Origin of the sequence: Cellulophaga sp. BC115SP (assembly GCF_009905545.1) — a bacterium.
GTDB classification, from domain to species: Bacteria; Bacteroidota; Bacteroidia; order Cytophagales; family Spirosomataceae; genus Flectobacillus; species Flectobacillus rivi.
On sequence record NZ_JAAALB010000031.1, the window covers coordinates 25,794 to 45,248 of the forward strand.

A 19,455-nucleotide genomic window follows, 5' to 3' on the forward strand; every position below is an offset into this window, starting at 1 on the left:
CACAAAGAAAAAACATTACTATCTATCTCAACAAACATGTTCAATTTTAGCTTAAAACTATCTTTTCGTGCATCTATTCGCACGATTTTCATCAATACACTCATATTGCTTTGCCTCTTTGGTCCAAAGGTTTTTTCTCAAAAAACTAAAACGATTACAGCAATCGTAGGGGCATTCAATGCGGAAATCCAGTTATTGGAGGATTCTCTCAAAAACAAAGAAGAACATCGAGTAAAAGGAGTTTGTTTTTTGACAGGAGAACTCTCAGGCAAATCGGTAGTAATCGCACTGACTGGCGTAGGCAAAGTCAATGCCGCCATGACGACAACCTTATTACTGATGAATTGGCAACCCGAAAGACTGATCTTCACAGGTATTGCAGGGGGAATTGCCAATGGCATTGCCCCTGGAGATATTGTAATAGCCAAATCTTGCGTACATCATGATTTTGGTAGACTTCAAAACGAAGGTATCACATTGCGTCCCACCAGAAACCCTGCTACCTTACAGTTGAATCCGATTTATATTCCTTCAGATAGTATTTTGATAAGTATAGCTCAAAAGATAGCACCAAAATGTCCTTATCAAGCTGTTGGAAAAAATAATAGAATGCCTCAAATTTTGACAGGAATCATAGCTACAGGAGACGTTTTTGTTAATTCTCAATCAAAAGTAGAAGAATTAAGAAAAAATCTCAAAGCCGATGCCATAGAAATGGAAGGAGCTGCTGTAGCGCAGGTGTGCTACCAAATGCAATTACCATGTTTGGGACTTAGAAGTATTAGCGACAATGCCAATGGCGATGCTCATCAAGATATGCCCAATTTTGAAAAAATTGCTGCTTACAATTCTGCTAGTTTGGTCTTAGGTTTATTGAAAGCGTTATAAAACAAAAAAAGCTCATAGTAATAACTATTGAGCTTTTCTAAATACCTAACCACTAATAATCTTTAAACATGCCTTGGGGGCTTGTTAATATGTCGAATGTGTACTAGACACTAAACTTCTTTTGTACAATAGACTGTAATGTCGTTGTTGAAGCAAACTTTACCACTTCTCCAAGCACAATAACGGCAGGATTAGATAGCTTATTGTGCTCAACGACGAATTTAATATTTTTAGCAGTGCCAATTCCAACTTTTTGATGAACGGTTGTTCCTTGCTGTACAACGGCAATAGGCAAATCTGCTTTACCTTGTTGAATACATAGTTCTGCGATTTGTTCTATTTTACTCATTCCCATCAAAACAACAATAGTTGCTGATGATTGTAAAGCTAGTGCCAAATCTTTGGATAAAGAACCATCTGATTTAGTCCCAGTAATCACCCAAAAACTTTCGCTAACCCCTCTCGTTGTCAACGGAATACCAGCATAGCCAGCAGCAGCTACCGACGAAGATATACCAGGAATATAGGCTGTTTCTAACCCAAATTGCTGAGCGTACTCGATTTCTTCCATACCACGACCAAAAATAAATGGATCGCCACCCTTCAATCTCACCACATGACCATACATATAGGCTTTTTCGACTATCAAAAAATTAATAGCATCTTGAGAATGGCTTTCTCCTGGGCGTTTGCCTACGTAAATTTTTTCGGCTTCGGGTTTACAATAATCCAACAATTCAGGAGCAATTAGGGCATCATAAAGCACCACATCTGCCGAAGCTAATGCTTTAGTGGCCTTTACGGTAATTAAATCTGGGTCACCGGGTCCAGCACCGACTACCGTCAGGCGTGGTTTAGGTTCCATTGTATGAAAAGCTTCTAAATTGTTCATAACTAAAAAGTAGTTGGTCATTGAGTAATGGCAAGCGAATCTGACTAACCAAGTCAATTTTTACAAGAATACTATAAAAATCGCTCACTAATAAATCACTCAATAAAATGAAAAGAGGTGTACCCAATTGGACAAGCCTTTTGAATTACACCCCTTCAAATGTTGTATGCGACTATACTAAATAATCAAACAAAACTCGGAACGCTTACGCCTCTACTGTTTGCTCACGATATGCTCTGGCCAATGCTAAGAAAGCTTTTGCTTCGGCGATATATGAAGTAGCGAAGTCAACGCTAGGCTCATTTTGGTTGATTTGAAGTACTAATTCTTTGAAAGAGCTTTGAGCAATTGTGATTTCGCCTTTTGCAACAAAATGTTCATCAAATTTCTCGATAACAGCATTTTGAGTAGAAACGTTAACACTCTTATCCAAAAGCAAGGCTTTAGCTGCACTTACAAAAACACTGTAAGCATGATAAATTGAATCAGCTACGCGGTTTTCGTTAAAGGCATTCAAAGTCCACTCTAATTTTTCTTCTGACTCAAACAACAAAGTTGCAACTAAGTCAATCATTACACCAGCACATTCACCTACACCAATTTCTGTAGCAAATTGCTCTGAAGCGCCCCAGTCAATGAAATCATCATCCTTCAAAGTGGTAAGGTCAGCTACAGGCTTCAATAAGCTATAGAAATATTTTTCACCCTGACGGTCATAATAATCATTGAAGTATTCACCTTCTGTTGCGTTTTCTTCATAATTATTCAACAATACTCTCAATACTTCAGGTCCACGTTTTGATGGTACTTTTATTACTTTATCTGCTACACGACCCACACCATTACCAACTGTTCCACCGCCCAATAGTACTTGAAGCGCAGGTAATACACGTTTATCTGCCGACTTCAAAGACGAACCGTGGAAACCGATATTTGCCATACCATGCTGACCACAAGAGTTCATACAACCTGAAATTTTGATTTTAATATCGTTATTATAAATCAAATCAGGGAAGTCTTCAGAAATAACTGCTTCTAATTTGGAAGTAATATTCGTACTATCCGAAATCGCCAAGTTACAAGTATCTGTACCCGGACAAGCTGTGATATTGGCAATTGAATTTGCACCAGGAGATGCCAAATCATGTGCTTTTAACACCTCGTAGATATATGGGATATTGGCTTCTGGCACGAAACGTAACATCAAACCTTGGTTGATACTTACACGTACATCATTTGCCACATATCCATCCAACTGTTCGATTAAAGAACGAGACGTGTTAGAAGAAATATTGCCATTTAAGATACGTACATATACGCCAAAATATCCTTCCTGCTTTTGAGCAAAAACGTTAGATTGCAACCAAGTTTTATACTCTTCAGTCTCAGGGGCAATTGTTGATGCTGTTTGAGTAGGCAAATATCCTTCGATTTCCGTTTCGCTGAACCCAGTAGTTGGAATCTCAAATGTTTTGTTTTTGATGGCAATGGTTTCTGCATTTACCAATTCTACAAACTTATCGAAACCGATTTTTTGAATCAAAAACTTCAAACGAGCTTTGTGACGAGAATTACGCTCGCCATGACGGTCGAACACTCGCAAAGCTGCCTCCATATATGGAATTACTTGATTTTCTTCCAAAAACTCAAATGCTGTGTAAGCCAACATAGGTTGAGCGCCCAAACCTCCACCAACAACTACTTTAAAGCCACGTTTGCCATCCAATACTTTTGGAATCAAACCAAAATCGTGCATATAAGTCAATGCTGTATCGGCATCAGAGTTAGAAATGGCAATTTTGATTTTACGACCCATTTCTTGACAAATAGGATTTCTCAAGAAATAACGGAAAATAGCATCAGCATAAGGAGTTACATCAAAAGGCTCTTGAGTATCGATACCCGAAGTGATAGAAGCAGTAACGTTACGAACAGTGTTACCACAAGCCTCACGAAGTGTAATATCATCTTGTTCCAATTGTGCCCACAATTCAGGAGTGCGGTCCAAAGAAACAAAGTGAATTTGAACATCTTGACGCGTAGTCAAGTGTAAATTTCCTATCGAATACTCATCCGAAATATCAGCGATACGTTTCCACTGCTTAAAGGTCATTTTACCATAAGGCAATTTGATACGTACCATTTGTACCCCTTGCTGACGTTGTCCATACACACCACGCGCTAAACGTAAACTACGGAATTTTTCTTCGTGGATTTTACCCTCTCTAAATAATTCAATTTTACGAGCTAAATCTAATATGTCTTTTTCAACAAGTGGATTTTCGAGTTCAGTTCTGAAACTTTGCATTGCTTTTCTGTTTAAAAAATCAAACAAAACACCCTAAGCTGGTCAAAGTAGCACAAGGTTCTTGTGTAATGAGTAATCCACCTACATTATTTACTCTATAAAATAAGTAGATTTTTATGCAAAACTAAGGAAGAAATTCTATCTATCAAGGCTTTTTCTAAAAAAAGTTTGATATATATTTTAAACATTCAAAAAATCCAAGTAAGTTTGCCCAGATGGTCTAGTGGCTGAGTAATAATCAATTATATTCATTCGTCCTACAAGTAGTTATTAAAAGTCGAACATTACAACAATTGTTTAGTCAATCAAATCGACCAATTAATCCCATTATACCCATGAAGAGAAATCTATCTTTATTTGTTGCTTTATTAGCATTATTATTGTCAAGTTGTACAGATAGCAAGAAAATTGCTGAGTATCAAGACCAAGTGAGAAGACTTGAAAGTCAAATTTTGAAAGAGCGTCAAGAAAACGCTGAGTTAAGTAGCTTCCGTTTTAGCCTTGAAAGTCAGTTCAAGAAAAAGAATGAAGACTACATGAAATGTCAAGAAGATAGTAAGGATACCTTCGAAACCCTTACTATTAAATATAATCGTTTGTTAGACGACTATAACAAGATTCAAGCTTCTTACAAGTCATTGAACGAAACTTACGAATTAAATAAAGAAAATTCATCTAAAGTGATTGCCGAGTTGGAAGAGCGTGTTCGCAATAGCAAAACAGGCAAAGTGAAAAGACGTCGTAGATAATTTTCCTAATAGTACTCTTGAAGGAACTGCTTTGTAAAAGGCAGTTCTTTTTTTATTACTGTACGATTCTTATTCGTTGACTCTGCAATCAATTTTATTTGATTAGAACCTATCCCGCAAAAAATATTTATATAACACCTAAAGTTGTTTTTTGAAAGCAACTGCATCTATTTACCATATAATCAATCGCACTTTTCAAGTTTGGTCTATTTATTGCATTTTCTGCTATATATTTTCTCATTTTGAGACCATTTAATCAATTCTGTGTACATATTTCTTGCATTTGCCTGAGTTTTGAGTATTTTTGAAACCAAAGACAGTAAAAGTCCAAATCGTATTGTTATCCGTATATAAAGAAGATTAACAATATATTTGGTAATTTCAGGAAAACACTAGGTATTTATTAGGTATAAACAGCCATTTCGAGTAGGTACATTCTCTTATAACGAAGAAAACGCTGTTAATATTTGTTAACGAAAGTTAAAATTGCTTGTAATTTTTTTGGAATTAATATAACAACTACTATCTTTGAATCAACCAATCAAGCATACTTCATTTTTTACTAGAGTAGTCACTAAAAAAACAATATAGGAGAAGCAATATGATATAAAGCTTTACGTTAACCAAATAGATTTATCAAGATGGAAAGAATCCATGTTAACGACAGTGAGCTAGTATCACGCTATATTCAAAATGGTGACGAACATGCCTTCGAAACACTTGTTCGCCGATACAAATCAAAAGTTTATACAACGATTTATTTAATCGTAAAAGACACTTACGTTGCAGAAGACTTATTACAAGATACTTTTGTAAAAGCAGTGGATGTACTCCGTTCTGGAAAGTACAACGATGAAGGTAAATTTTTGCCATGGGTGCTTAGAATTGCCCATAACATGGCTATAGACAATTTCCGTCGAGAAAAACGCTATCCCAATATCGTATTCGAAGATGGTAGTAGTGTATTCAACACCCTTGATTTTGCAGAAGATTCTATCGAGGAAATGCAAATCAAAAATGAAACACACAATCATCTTAGAGATTTGATTAAACGTCTTCCAGATTCGCAACGCGAAGTGCTCGTTATGCGTCATTATGAAGATATGAGTTTTCAAGAAATTGCCGACGCCACTGGCGTTAGTATCAATACGGCATTGGGGAGAATGCGTTATGCGTTGATAAATCTACGCAAAATGATGAGTAAAAATTCTCCGAGCTATGATACAAACCTTTACGCAGAATGACGTAATTCGTTACGTTTATGAGGAAACTTCAGAAGAAGAAAACCTATTAATCCAAGATGCATTGGTACATGATACCGAAATGCTCGAATTTTATTTGGATTTAGTAGATCTTAAAATTGGTTTAGATACTAGTTATCGTGAACCATCCTCTAGAACGGTCGACAACATATTAGCGTATTCTCGTAATTTTGCCTCAAAACATCAAACCTCCGCCTAGTTTTAGGCTCAGGTTTGATGTTTTTTTGTTTTACTCAAGTCTTCCTTAAGGCTTGAGTAAGTTTTTATTTGCTTTATTTTTTAGAAGTTATCTACAAACTTCTGATTATATCTTATTGTGTCTCTGCAACTAAAAAATCTGGCTATTTATCCTTATTTTTGATTTTTGGAACTTGTCACACAGGTCTCCTGTATAATCTCGTTAATCCAGATTTTGTTATGCTCAAAAAAGAACGTTATCGTTTATTGATAGATTACTTCCTTCACAATTTTCCTGTAGCCGAAACCGAATTGCATTATACGACTCCTTATGAATTATTGGTGGCAGTGGTGTTATCGGCACAATGTACCGACAAAAGAGTTAATATGGTGACACCTGCTTTATTCGAGCGTTTTCCAACACCCGAGTCTCTGGCTAGTGCATCCTTCGAAGAGGTATTTTTTTATATTCGTTCTATTTCATACCCAAACAATAAAGCTAAGCATTTGATTGGTTTAGGACAAAAGCTTGTTGATAACTTCAACTCAGAAGTTCCCTCTACCATCGAAGAGCTCCAAACGCTTCCAGGCGTTGGGCGTAAGACGGCCAATGTGATTGTTTCGGTGATTTATAATCAGCCTGCAATGGCGGTCGATACCCACGTTTTTAGGGTATCACATCGATTAGGGTTGGTAGCTAAAACTGCTACAACGCCTTTGGCTGTAGAAAAAGAACTCATCAAACATATTCCAGAAGAATTAGTTCCTAAAGCTCATCATTGGTTGATTTTACATGGACGTTATGTTTGTATTGCACGATCACCCAAATGCGGAGAGTGCAAGCTAACACATCTGTGTAAATATTTCAGCAAACCTCCTCATTTACGCAAAGACAGCCCTAAGCTGTAAAGGAGGAGTTGTGAATTGATTTTCAACCATTTCAGATTTGGGATTTCTGATTTCGGAAGTAAAGTGAAATACCTTTATTTTTTACAAAAATTAGAAGATTATACTTCTGAAATCCAACATCCGAAATAAACAGTTTTATAAACCCTATTCCCAAATCCACAATCGATACCTTATGTTTGATTTTCTTGTTGACTATGTCCAAACTAATTGGATAGAAGTTTTTGGTATTGTGACCTCCTTAATTTATGTCTGGTTGAATATCCGACAAAATATTTGGAGTTGGTTTTGGGCTATTATAAGCTCATCTGTATATGGAGTAGTCTATTTTCAGAGCAAACTTTACTCTGATATGGAATTGCAAATAGTGTTTATTATTCTGGGAGTTTATGGGTGGTATCAATGGCTTTATGGAGGCGCTAACAAAACGGAGTTGCCTGTAAGCAAAATGCCTAAAAAATACATTCTTATTTGTCTGGCAGCAGGTATGGCTTTTACAGGTTTGTCGGGATATTTACACGCCCAAACCGATGCTAGTTTACCCTATTTAGATTCGAGTTTGACAGCTATTAGTTTGATAGCCTCATGGATGATTGCCAAAAAATATCTGGAAAATTGGATTTTATGGATTGTAGCCAACTTAGTGTATATAGGCATGTACTACGTCAAAGACTTACACGGAACGAGTATTTTGTATGCGCTATTACTCGTCATGGCCATAAAAGGGTATTTTGATTGGAGGAAGGGGATGTAGGGGGAAGAGATTTATATTTGCGAGAATGAATAAAGAATTTTTCAAAGAATATTAAAAAGCCTTGAATCGAAATAATTAAGGCTTTAGATTCCTCTTTTCAACGCAAAATGTAGTCATAATGCGATGATTGAGTTTGTGAAAATCCGAAAAATCAAAAGTTTTAGTTATTGTTCCACCCATCAATTACTCCTGATTTAATATCAGTGTAATTTGTGATAAGCCAAATAACTAAAACAATAAAAGATATTGTTTTCCAATGGTTTTTTATCAAGACTTTTAAGTCATTTAAGAAGCGATTCATATCTGTAATTTTAATTGAAAAATAAAATTTATGAGGTTTGGTAAATTCAAAAACATCGGTTGTTAAGTCATCCCAATCACTTTTAATGAATAAAAGCTTGGTTTTAGCTCATTATTCTCAATTCTTTGAATTGTCCTGAGCATTAATCCCAGTTTTTCAGAAAGTTCTTTTTGAGAACAGTTCAATCGTGTTCTAAGCTCATTTAATCTATTACTAGATATGATATGGGCAAATGAATAAATAGTTGACCAATAGGTGTCATTTGGCCGAAGTTTTGCCTCTCATTGAGCAATAATATAAACAGGAGATTAAAACAGAAGCTGGATGATGGTGTTTATCTAAAAATGCAACTACTTTAATTCGCTAATACATAAAAAAAGCCATCATTTCTGATGGCTTTTTATTTTGGCTCCCTCTCCTGGGCTCGAACCAGGGACCCCATGATTAACAGTCATGTGCTCTAACCGACTGAGCTAAGAAGGAATCTCTTTACAATTTTGTGTTTCTTTGTTCCTGAATTGTGATGCAAAATTATGCGCTTTTTTGTTACTATGCAAGTGTTTTAAGCAAAAAAAATACAAAAAAACGCACACTTTTGTATTATTCCCTGATTTTCAAAAACTTATCTTGTAAACTTTTTTTTAAATTTTTATACCATCGGAACGTGAATGACCTTTTTAGTCTCAAAAAACTCTTCTGTGAAGTATTCGTGTAGTTCGAATGTTCTTGTCTTTTTTCCTAATTCTTTTAATTCTTCACCCAAATCGCCTCCTTTCAAATACAAAATCCCGTTTTTGAGCTTATTGTAGCAGTTGATGTTCACTTTGCCTTTTACCCATCCGTAAAATGGAGTGATACGTGTTACGGCACGACTCACGATAAAATCGTATTCGCCATCTACTTGCTCAGCGCGAATTTGTTCGGCACGTACGTTTTCTAAACCTAAGGCGTTTGCTACCTCTGTTACGACCTTAATCTTTTTACCAATGCTATCAATTAAATGAAACTGGCAATGTGGAAACATAATCGCCAAAGGAATACCTGGGAATCCACCGCCTGTACCTACGTCCAAAATTTCAGAGAAATCTTTGAAGTTGACCACCTTGGCAATACCCAATGAATGAAGAATATGTTTTTCGTAGATATTCTCGATGTCTTGGCGAGATACCACATTGATGCGCTCGTTCCACTCACGATATAATTCGCCCAATTGAGCAAATTGTGCTTTCTGCTTTTCGGTGAGCTGTGGAAAGTATTTTTCTATCAGTTTTGAATCGTTCATAATCGAAAAAATGGATAAATAAATTGGTAGGATAGACTAACGCCAACGCATTTTCTTGCGCTTAGGCAGGGTATTGACCACGCCCATCACTACATAGTAAACTGTCATTAAAAAATCCCAATAGGGAATACTGTAAGATGATATAGTTCGGTCGAGACGTGTATTGATTTTGCCTAAAACTACCCATTGAACAATCAATCGAAGTAGCCAAAGGCCTAATACACAATACACTAACTGACTAAACACTACCAAAGGTATTAATATGATAAAACTTAACCAAAATAATATCTGAGAGCTCGCTATTATACCAAGTGTAAGTTTATGATTTGCTTTATAGTATTTACTGACCGAAATATGTCGAGTTTTTTGACGATACCAATCTTGCCAACTGTGTTTTGGAATAGAATACACAAATGAGGCTTCATCCAAGCAAATAGCCGTACTCTGCTCATTGGCTACGTCATTCATAAATAGATCGTCATCGCCACCCAAAATATTGGTATGTTTAGCAAACCCTCTATTTTTGAAGAATAAGGACTTACGATACATCAAATTACGTCCTACGCCCATGTAAGGCATGCCATAAAGTGCCAAACCAAAATACTGAACCGCTGTCAGAAGGGTTTCGTAGCGAATAAACTTATTCAGTGTAGTCTTTTCTGGAAAATAGGGCGAAAATCCTAAAACAATTTCTTTGCCTTTAGTCAAGCATGAAGCCATCGATTGAATCCAAGTGTTCGACTGTGGGCGACAATCGGCATCTGTTAATAGAATTACATCATATTTAGCAGATTTAATGCCTAGTGTCAAAGCATATTTTTTAGGAGATAAATGCTCAGGTGTTTCTTCGATTCGAATAAAACGGAGATGCTTGAAATTGTGAGCTTCGGTCAATAAAAAATCGTAAGTGCCATCATACGAACGGTCATCTACCACGATAATCTCAAATTTTGAGTACTCTTGGGCATCGAGCATGGGCAGTAGCTCTTCGAGATTACGTATTTCGTTCCAACTACATACTATCACCGATACAGGAGGCAATGCCACCAAATCGCTGACAGGTGCTTCATATTGATTGATTTTATTGAAAACATTCAATATAAAATACAATTGAATCCCAAGGGATAAAAGGAACAAAATGAGTAAAAAAGGAACCAAAGCGAACTGACTATTAAGTTTTAAAACGCAAAGATAGTGAATCCTTATCACTGCAATGCTGATAAGTGCGTAGATTTTGGTAACTTTGCAGGCTTTTCGAAAAAGTAGAGTTGCTTAATTATGACCTACTTGTAAGATAGAGTTCATTTTATTTTAGTACGAAAATATGACTTTTGACATACATAGCACCGACCCCAACAGCAAGGCTAGAGCAGGGGTAATTCATACCGACCACGGAGATATTCAAACGCCTATCTTTATGCCTGTGGGAACAGCAGGCTCGGTAAAGGCAGTTCATCAACGTGAATTAAAAGAAGATATCAAAGCCCAAATTATTTTGGGAAATACCTACCATTTATACCTACGCCCAGGACTAGACGTGTTGGAGCGTGCAGGTGGTTTACATAAATTCAATGGTTGGGATAGACCCATTTTGACCGATTCGGGCGGATATCAGGTATATTCATTGGCGGGTACAGGTCGCAAAATCAAGGAAGAGGGTGTTACTTTCAAATCACATATCGATGGTTCGATACATCATTTTACGCCTGAGCGAGTGATGGATATTCAGCGAAGCATTGGTGCTGATATTATTATGGCATTTGACGAGTGTACGCCGTATCCATGTGATTACAAGTATGCACGTGAGTCGATGGAAATGACCCATCGTTGGCTCAAGCGCTGTTGTGATCATTTTGATGCTACCGAACCAAAATACGGTTACAGCCAAACGCTCTTTCCTATTGTTCAAGGTAGTGTGTACAAAGATTTACGTGTAAAATCTGCCGAGGTAATTGCTAGTTTTGAACGTGAAGGTAATGCAATTGGAGGCTTGTCGGTAGGAGAACCTGCCGAAATGATGTACGAAACGACCGACATCGTAACTGATATTTTACCAAAAGACAAACCTCGTTATCTGATGGGAGTGGGTACACCTGCCAATATTTTGGAAGGTATTGGATTAGGTATTGATATGTTCGACTGCGTTATGCCTACACGCAATGCTCGTAACGGAATGTTGTTTACAACTGAAGGAATCATCAATATCAAAAACGAGAAGTGGAAGGAAGATTACTCACCGATTGATGCTGGTTTGGATAGCTATGTGAGTAACTCTTATACAAAAGCGTATTTACGTCACTTGGTAAAAGCAGAAGAAATTTTGGGTGCAATGATTGCCAGTGTTCATAACCTTACGTTCTATCTATGGTTAGTTGGTCAAGCACGTGAGCATATTTTGGCAGGAACTTTCCGTGCATGGAAAGACCAAATGGTCGTAAAATTGATGCAAAGACTTTAGGAGTGTAGAGCTTTGAGTTCTATTTAGTGGATTGTGGTTGAGCGATTTAGTGATTATTTTTAATAGAAATTTTATTAGTAGAGACACAATGCTTTGCGTATTACAATAGGAATATTGTTTCAGGTATCTAATTTTATAGAGAGGCATGAGTATTACATCTCTACTTTCTAAATAAAGATTGAGCGAGTTGTGAATATTTTAAAAACTATAGGTTATGTGTTCACAACTCACTCATTCACTCAATCTCCATTCACTAAATTGGTATTGAGTGAATGAGTGATTATTTTCATAAAACTTCTACTACTCCTCTATTTCAAAGATTTCAAAATCTCTTCAATCGCTTTATCTAATTGTGGATCTTTGTTTTCAAGACGGTCAGTGAACGTTTGAGGAATCGAAATATCTGGACTTACGCCTTCTTTTTCCAAATCTTTACCATCTAAAGTATAACAACCCCAAGATGGTAAACGATAAAACGAACCATCCACCAGACCTTTGCCCGAAGTAAAGATAATCCAACGATAGGTTTCTGTACCGATAATCTTACCAAGTTTCAATTGTTTGAAGCCCTGTGCTGTCATTTCGGCATCACTCAAAGATTGTTCGTTGATTAATAACACAATTGGTTTGTCAGCTGGATTGAAGTTGGGCTGAATAGTAAACTGTCCTTCACGATATTTCCACTTCAAATAGGCACGTTGTGATAGGAAATTCAAGACCAAATCGTGTACATTTCCTCCTCTGTTGTTACGAATATCGAAAATCAAACCTTCACGGTTATAGGCTTCTGAGGTAACATCAATCATAAACTTCTCAAACTCGCTACGTCCCATATCGCTCATGTGTACATAGGCAATGCGCTTATTAGACTTGGTATCTACATATTCTTGATTTTGATCAATCCATTCGTCATACAAACTACGGATTTGTGCATAACTACGTTGTGGGTGAACTTTGGTCGTAAATGTTTTGCCACTACGCTCAAATGTCAAACTAATTTCGTCATCCAACGATGGCTTTGAGAAATAGAAATCACGGTTGATATTGGTCTCAACGCTATCGGTATTTACTTTCACTAATTTATCTCCTGGACGAATATCCTTATCTGCTTTATCAGAAATAGAGTTTTTGATTACATATTTTACCACATAAGGATTTTCGTTTTCAAATACAATCCCTACGTTTTGAGAAACAGCTTTGTAGAAAGTAGCATCTTCCTCACCATCAGTCGAAAAGCCTAGGTGTGAGGCATTCAGCTCGCCTAGCATATCCATCAATAAAGTACGCAAATCTGCTCTATTGTTGATAGCAGGTAAAAACTTTGCATATTTTTCTCGTGTTTTTACCCAATCTAAACCATTGAATTTTTCATCATAAAAATTCTCTTGTACACCTGCCCAAGCTTCATAGAACATTTGTTGGAATTCATTGGCTAAATTTTTACGGAAAGTAAAATTCAAGTCAATTTTGTCAAGCTTGTTTCCATCAAGGTTGAGTTTATAGATGTTTCCGCCAACCAGTGCAAAGTATTTGCCATCTGCAACAGCAACTTCATAATCAGATACGGAAGCCCCTTCTACTTTTTCAGTTTTGTTTTTAGTAAAAGGAGCTATGGTTGTTTTGTATAATGCGCCATTTCCTCCTTCATGATTTGAAACAAAAAGTACCGATGTTTTATCTTCTTTCTGGAACACAACAGGGCTATCTGCTGAGCCAAAATCAGGACTAATTTGCTCGAATCTCTGTATCAATCCTTCCATATTAATCACAATAGGCACGATTTTAGGCGCTGGAGCTGGTTCTGGTTTTTTCTCTGGTTCTTTTTTGCCTTTAGCCTTTGCGTCTTTAGGCTCTTCTTTTTTCTCGTCCTTTTTCTCTTCTTTCTTTTCTTCTTTAAATAAGTCATTGAACTTATCAGATTTGAAAGGAGTATCTATTTTGCTCAAGGCAATACGGTAAATACGTCCGTTGGTCAAGCCAAAAGGGTAGCTAGCTTTAGTACGGTCAGACTCGAAATAGATATACTTGCCATCGGGCGACCAATAGGGATTGGTTTCGGTAATACCTGTATTGGTTAAATTAATGAGCTTCTTATCGGCCAAATGATACAAGAAAATATCTTGTTCAAAATTGCGATACGCCGAAAACATGACATATTCACCATTAGGCGAAAAATAGGGTTTGGGATTGTATAGCGCCCAAAGCTCTTCTTTTACGACTGTATTCGAGACAAGTGTTTTGAGGTCTAGTACACGAATTTCATTTTTACCACTGATATATACCGCCTGAGTTTTCTCCTTATTGAAGGTGATATTACGGTTATTTTGCTCGTCAGAAGTAAGCTGTTTAGCCTTACCTTTTCCATCTGCTGCAATCGTGAAAAGGTTATAGTAACCTTTTTCGGTAGTTTGTGTAAAAAGTAGGGTTTTATTGTCTGAAAGCCATTTTACTTCTACCACACGACCATGAGCATCTGTTGGAATTTGCGCAATGTATTTACCTTCTACATCAGAAACAAATAAGGCTCCTCTTGAGGAATAAGCCAACTTTTTGCCATCTGTCGACACATCAAACCCAGCGATATTACCACTTACCTTAAAGTCTTGTTCGTGTGGTAAAACATAGTTGCGTAGTGGATTAGGATTGATTTTTTGAGAAGTCTTACTTGCAACGTCATACACATATAATTGGTATTCTTTTTCAAAAACGACCTTTTGTCCGTTAGCACTCACTTGTGGACGTTTGATTGCCTCTGGAAATTGCGTCAAAGCGACCTTTTGTCCATTCTGGAAAGTGTACAAATTGTATTGACCATTGGCTTCGTCTGAGGCGAAATAGACATTGCCACTACGGTCGATGCTTGCCCAAAGGTCTTTACCGATGTAATTGGTATAACGCTTATAAGCTTTGGTTTTAGGATTGTAAGATTGAATATCTGGGTTAAACGCCCCTTTATAGCCTTTACGGGTACTTTGGTTATCACTTTCCCAAGTATCATTGAAGAATATTTCACCGGTAGTTGGGTGTTCAGCTACGTTGTGAATACGATTGAAAAAATGTGAGAATAAGCGAACAGGAGTACCACCACTAAGATCGAGCTTATAGGCAGTTCCATCATTTTGTGCACCCGAACTCAGATATATACTTTTTGAATCCCATGACCAAGATTCCACGTAGTCTTGGGTATCATGGAATGTTAATTGACGAATGGCACCGCCTTCGAGCGGCATTACATATACATCTGGATTGCCGTATTGAGAACCTGTAAAGGCCAGCCATTTACCATCAGGAGAGATTTTCGGACGACTTTCTGTACCTCGCATAGCTGTGAGGCGAGTTGAGACTTTGGTATTGAGGTCTGTTTTCCAAATATCTCCTTCAAAACAATACACAAGGGTTTGCGCATCAGGGCTGATTGAAGGGAAAGAAGCAAAATAGGTTTCGCTATTTTGTGCTACAATCGCCTGAGATACTAATCCCGCCGCAAGCGAGAATAAAGTAGTTTTTAACATAATTTCAGGTTTGAAATAAGATGATGAAATGAGTTTTTGAGGGGTCAGGCATCAGGCAAGGAGGCAATAGTATGAATTACTACGAAAAACACTCTTGCCTTTTTGCCTAGTGCCTGTTCCCTTTTTTGTAAAACTAACCTAGTCTTTCTAAAAAACAAAAGGCGTTAGGATGAATGTATCCTAACGCCTTTGTACGGTAATGTTATTTCGCAAAATAGAGGTGTTAAGAACCTACAATTTGATTACTTTTTGTCTTCCATCACCCTCTTTAGTTTTTACATCTAAGATATAATTACCAGCTGGAAGCGATTGAAGATTAATCAATTGCTCGTTTTGTCGGTTACCTTCTATCATTTGTAAAATATTTCCTTTGGTATTAATGACATGGATAGACTCGATTCTGTTTTGAGTACCAACTTGCACTTTTGTCATATCCTGTATTGGATTCGGAGAAACTATAACGCCTTTGCTATCCAGTGGTTCAAAACCTAAAACTTTGCCAATTGGAGCGTCTTGACGAGCATCCGACATCACGCTTTTACAACCATCAGTTGTTACGACCTGTACCGTAAAACTAGAACCCGAAGTCACTGCAATTGAGCGGAGACCTATTTGGTCACTCAAAACTGTACCATTTCTGTACCATACGTTTCCAGTGGTAGCACTTGAAGTATATTCCCAATAATCACCGTTGGCATCAGTCTTTTTCACCACTGAAATGGTAGGTTTTGCAGGATTGACACAGAATGAGTCTATCTGAGAAACGGCATAATACTGCGTATTCCCATCCTGATAAGCTCCATAGCGTACACGTCCCGCTGTTCCGTTTAACGTAATTCTATTACTAGAAATAGAAGCAGGTCCTCCCAGTACAGACGTTATCACACTTAATCCTGAATTGGAACTTGCTGTAATAGTAAAGGCTGCGTCGCCAACCGTTTTATCTGGAACTTTGGTAATAGTTAAAGCCTGAGATTTCTTTTGCGGCAAAGTACGAGCTACGTTTGTGTACCAAACAGCAAAAGAGGATTCTTGCGTTAATGTCTTTTGCGTAGAAGCAATACCCACACGTTTGTCGTTTTTGTCTAGTTGAATAATATCCGTATTCTCTTGTCCCGTTTTAGCATCTAGGGCATTAAAAATCACATAATCATCGCTTCTTGAGAATTCTGGATAACCAATGGTATTGTTGATGGCTGTAATTTGTAAGTCGGAAGGACGAGATAAGTTGACTCCCAAAACGGCATAATCATCCCCTTGACTATCTGAATAGAAATAATCAAAGGCTAACATATTGGTAGAGTTTTTAGAAAAAGCAGGACTACCAACGTTTTCTCCCTCGACCAAATCATTGATGAGTTTATTGACAACACCTGTTCCGAAGGTATTTTTTTGATTATTCCAAACATTAATGAAGCCTACATCCCAATATTCAATTTTAGAATTAGTAGCAGTTTTGTACTGGTTAAAGGCATCATAAACTAAGTTTTCGCCATCATAATCCCATTCAAATGAATCTGCATATAGCACTTGACCTGTTTTTACACCTGAGTAGGTTGGATTATACAATCTAAACTTACGCCCAGGAATAGAACTTCCTGAAGCACTTAGGTCATAAACATAAATACTGGTATCGACTTTGGTCGTGATAGCGGCTAAGCGCTTACCATCTTTCGAAACCGCCACATTATCCCAACCCGCGGCAGAAATAAGTTCTTGCTTGATGGTTGAGCTTTGGTCGTTAGGAGAGAAAGTCTTTACAGTACTTAAATCAATGCGATAGATACCATTATCTTGTTTTACGAAATAGGCATATTTGCCATCATCGGTAACACTTGGTTTGTTTTTCAGCACAATATTTTTAGCAATCAAAACATACGTGCTAGTATTTACAACCGTATCCAACACATACAATGATTTGTCTTTAGGGTCATAACTCAAGATAAAAGAAGAACCTTTTTTAGTCGGAACATCATTGGATGGCGCTGGAACTGGCGTGGTAGTTCCTGTATTTGGCGTTGTATTTGGTGGATTCGAGTCGGTAATACCAACTGCATCGAAAGCACTTTTGGCAGCATTTACTTCGGTACTATTTGTCCCATACAAATCTGTGGCCGACTGAATCACAGCACGACGCAAATCAAGAAACTTTGAGCTACTGGTCAAGTATTTCGTCAAGGTACGATAATATACAGCTTCTGCTTTTTCCTTTGAGTTAATAGATGTTGCAAAGCGATAATACGCATAATTGACAATACCAGAGTTGATATGCACTCCATAATTATCTTCTGAACCTGTATAATATTGATTCATGCTGGCAGGCTGAAAACCATCATCTCGAAGGCTCGAACCGCCTTGGTTTGGATTTGATAAATCTCTTAATGGTTTAGAACCTTTTACTACATCTTCGCCCATAAACCAATCATCACGGTCAATCATGGCTCCAAAAATATCTGCCATCGATTCATTAATCGCACCTGATTGTCCACGATATACCAAGTTGGCTGTATTTTCGACCACCCCGTGAGTCATTTCATGTCCAGCTACGTCAAGTCCTCCTGCTAAGGGTTTAAACATGGTTGCTCCTCTACCATAGCCCATAAATTCACCATTCCAAAAAGCATTGTCCATCGCTTTGCCATCTTCATCAGTCAAGTTGATTAGGGAGATAATACTACCTCCTTTTCCATTTAAAGATTTTCTACCAAAGGTTTTTTCATAATAATCATACGCCAAGCTGGCATTATAATGTGCCGAAACGGACTCTGTATTTGTCCAAGTATTGTTGGTAGAAGATACCTGACGTACTGTTACATCATTTACAGATGAACCAGCCGCATTGAGCGTCCATAAAACACCTTGCGGATTTTCGACATTGATTGTTCCGCCTTTGTACATACTTTTTGAGGCATCAATCATGTAGTAGCTTGAGCCAACCAAATAGGTATTGATAGAACGTGTTTTACCATTCAAATCTACAGCATTGGCTTTTTGTGGTCCATCGAGCGTACAGGTATAGCTATACTTATCTAAAATTTCGCCCGAATTGGCATCTATCATATAAATCCATCTTTCCAAAAAGTTAGGACGAACCACTACTTCGTAAGCCAAGTGTTGATCGTTTACTGATTCGTTTTTATGATAAACAAAAAGCTTTGACTGAGGCTTTTCATATTTCAGCATAGCTTTTTCGGCAAAACTCAAAGTACGAAATTTGGTTTGTTGCTGAACATCCTGAAGAGCCACCGAAGCAATCTGCTCAGTTCCCATACTAGGTTCAGTTGAAGCCAAGCTCGGTGTTGGGTAAAGCTTACCATTCAGAACCTCTACGGCATCGTCCTTGGTATGCAACATAATTTGAGCCCCATACACAGGAATGCCCTTATACATCTGTTGTACACGGATATGAGTTTGATTAAGGTTATCATTCTCAATCTGATTCACATCAAATTCCTCTTCTACATTTTTGAAATGTAAATACTTCTGAACAGCCGACAAATAGCTGTAAGCTGCCGAGGCTTCAGAAGATCGCCCTGCTTTGGTTGTAGTATTAGAAGAAAGATTTTTGGGCTTACCCACGATAAACGATGGCATACCATTTTCATCTCTCGAAATACTCAAACCATCTTTTTTAGCCATCAAATTTTCTCGAAAAACACTATTCGAATACTGAAAATTATAGCGAGAAAAAGAAGAAGGTTCTACACTCTTCGAAAAATCAACCATGGGCAAACTTGGACTTGTGCCTTGCCCTGATTTAGATTTTTGCTTGAAAGTTTTTTGCGCCTGTGCTGTAGATATGCATCCTAGCAAGGCCATGAAAAGTAAAGTTTTTTTCATAAGACAAAAGAATTAACGGACCTAATTTATAGTGCAGAATTGAGTTATGAATTAGGGTTATAAAAACTGTTTATTTCGGATATCGGATGTTGGATTTCGGAAGTATAATCTTCTATATTTTGTAAG

14 protein-coding genes and 1 tRNA gene are annotated in these 19,455 nt (G+C 37.4%); 7 read left to right on the top strand and 8 right to left on the bottom strand.

Annotated elements, in window-relative coordinates; all coding sequences use genetic code 11:
* Window positions 1-36 precede the first annotated feature (36 nt).
* Window positions 37-888 carry a 5'-methylthioadenosine/adenosylhomocysteine nucleosidase gene (locus tag GVN22_RS19020; RefSeq protein ID WP_166552598.1) on the top strand — a complete coding sequence of 284 codons (852 nt, stop codon included), beginning with the start codon at window positions 37-39 and terminating at the stop codon, window positions 886-888.
* A gap of 103 nt (window positions 889-991) precedes the next feature.
* Here GVN22_RS19020 and cobA read toward each other — a convergent pair whose 3' ends face one another.
* The gene (gene cobA / locus GVN22_RS19025; protein WP_166552599.1) at window positions 992-1,780 is read right to left on the bottom strand and encodes a uroporphyrinogen-III C-methyltransferase; all 789 of its coding nucleotides are present in this window, start codon (window positions 1,778-1,780) and stop codon (window positions 992-994) included.
* A 205-nt stretch (window positions 1,781-1,985) separates the two neighbouring features.
* Window positions 1,986-4,088, bottom strand: coding sequence for a nitrite reductase (locus GVN22_RS19030; protein WP_166552600.1), 2,103 nt, complete (start codon window positions 4,086-4,088; stop codon window positions 1,986-1,988).
* Between the two features lie 335 nt (window positions 4,089-4,423).
* On the opposite strand from GVN22_RS19030, the gene GVN22_RS19035 reads away from it, so the two are divergent.
* The 5 genes from GVN22_RS19035 to pnuC all read left to right on the top strand — a co-directional run bounded on the left by GVN22_RS19035 (window position 4,424) and on the right by pnuC (window position 7,936).
* Complete coding sequence (locus GVN22_RS19035) at window positions 4,424-4,837, top strand: hypothetical protein (RefSeq protein WP_166552601.1); 414 nt, start codon at window positions 4,424-4,426, stop codon at window positions 4,835-4,837.
* Between the two features lie 641 nt (window positions 4,838-5,478).
* Window positions 5,479-6,081 carry an RNA polymerase sigma factor gene (locus tag GVN22_RS19040; protein ID WP_095161052.1) on the top strand — a complete coding sequence of 201 codons (603 nt, stop codon included), beginning with the start codon at window positions 5,479-5,481 and terminating at the stop codon, window positions 6,079-6,081.
* Window positions 6,056-6,298, top strand: coding sequence for a hypothetical protein (locus GVN22_RS19045; RefSeq protein ID WP_166552602.1), 243 nt, complete (start codon window positions 6,056-6,058; stop codon window positions 6,296-6,298). The genes GVN22_RS19040 and GVN22_RS19045 overlap by 26 nt, the downstream gene beginning before the upstream one ends.
* Before the next feature lie 218 nt (window positions 6,299-6,516).
* Window positions 6,517-7,185: an endonuclease III gene (gene nth / locus GVN22_RS19050; protein ID WP_166552603.1), complete on the top strand. Its 669-nt coding sequence runs from the start codon at window positions 6,517-6,519 to the stop codon at window positions 7,183-7,185.
* Window positions 7,186-7,357: 172 nt separating this feature from the next.
* Window positions 7,358-7,936, top strand: coding sequence for a nicotinamide riboside transporter PnuC (pnuC, locus tag GVN22_RS19055; protein WP_166552604.1), 579 nt, complete (start codon window positions 7,358-7,360; stop codon window positions 7,934-7,936).
* 363 nt (window positions 7,937-8,299) lie between these two features.
* On the opposite strand, the gene GVN22_RS28445 is transcribed toward pnuC, so the two are convergent.
* From GVN22_RS28445 to GVN22_RS19075, 4 genes are all read right to left on the bottom strand, one after another.
* Window positions 8,300-8,479, bottom strand: a complete 180-nt coding sequence (locus tag GVN22_RS28445) for a helix-turn-helix domain-containing protein (RefSeq protein WP_370520448.1) — start codon at window positions 8,477-8,479, stop codon at window positions 8,300-8,302.
* A 164-nt stretch (window positions 8,480-8,643) separates the two neighbouring features.
* A tRNA-Asn gene (locus tag GVN22_RS19065) sits at window positions 8,644-8,720 on the bottom strand.
* Window positions 8,721-8,886: 166 nt separating this feature from the next.
* Window positions 8,887-9,519, bottom strand: a complete 633-nt coding sequence (gene rsmG / locus GVN22_RS19070; protein ID WP_166552606.1) for a 16S rRNA (guanine(527)-N(7))-methyltransferase RsmG — start codon at window positions 9,517-9,519, stop codon at window positions 8,887-8,889.
* Window positions 9,520-9,555: 36 nt separating this feature from the next.
* Complete coding sequence (locus tag GVN22_RS19075) at window positions 9,556-10,617, bottom strand: glycosyltransferase (RefSeq protein ID WP_205690962.1); 1,062 nt, start codon at window positions 10,615-10,617, stop codon at window positions 9,556-9,558.
* 226 nt (window positions 10,618-10,843) lie between these two features.
* Here GVN22_RS19075 and tgt point away from each other — a divergent pair, with 226 nt between their 5' ends.
* Complete coding sequence (gene tgt, locus GVN22_RS19080; protein ID WP_166552608.1) at window positions 10,844-11,977, top strand: tRNA guanosine(34) transglycosylase Tgt; 1,134 nt, start codon at window positions 10,844-10,846, stop codon at window positions 11,975-11,977.
* A gap of 308 nt (window positions 11,978-12,285) precedes the next feature.
* Here tgt and GVN22_RS19085 read toward each other — a convergent pair whose 3' ends face one another.
* Window positions 12,286-15,489, bottom strand: a complete 3,204-nt coding sequence (locus GVN22_RS19085; protein WP_166552609.1) for a S41 family peptidase — start codon at window positions 15,487-15,489, stop codon at window positions 12,286-12,288.
* A gap of 231 nt (window positions 15,490-15,720) precedes the next feature.
* Window positions 15,721-19,329, bottom strand: coding sequence for a M4 family metallopeptidase (locus tag GVN22_RS19090; protein WP_166552610.1), 3,609 nt, complete (start codon window positions 19,327-19,329; stop codon window positions 15,721-15,723).
* Window positions 19,330-19,455: the final 126 nt, after the last annotated feature.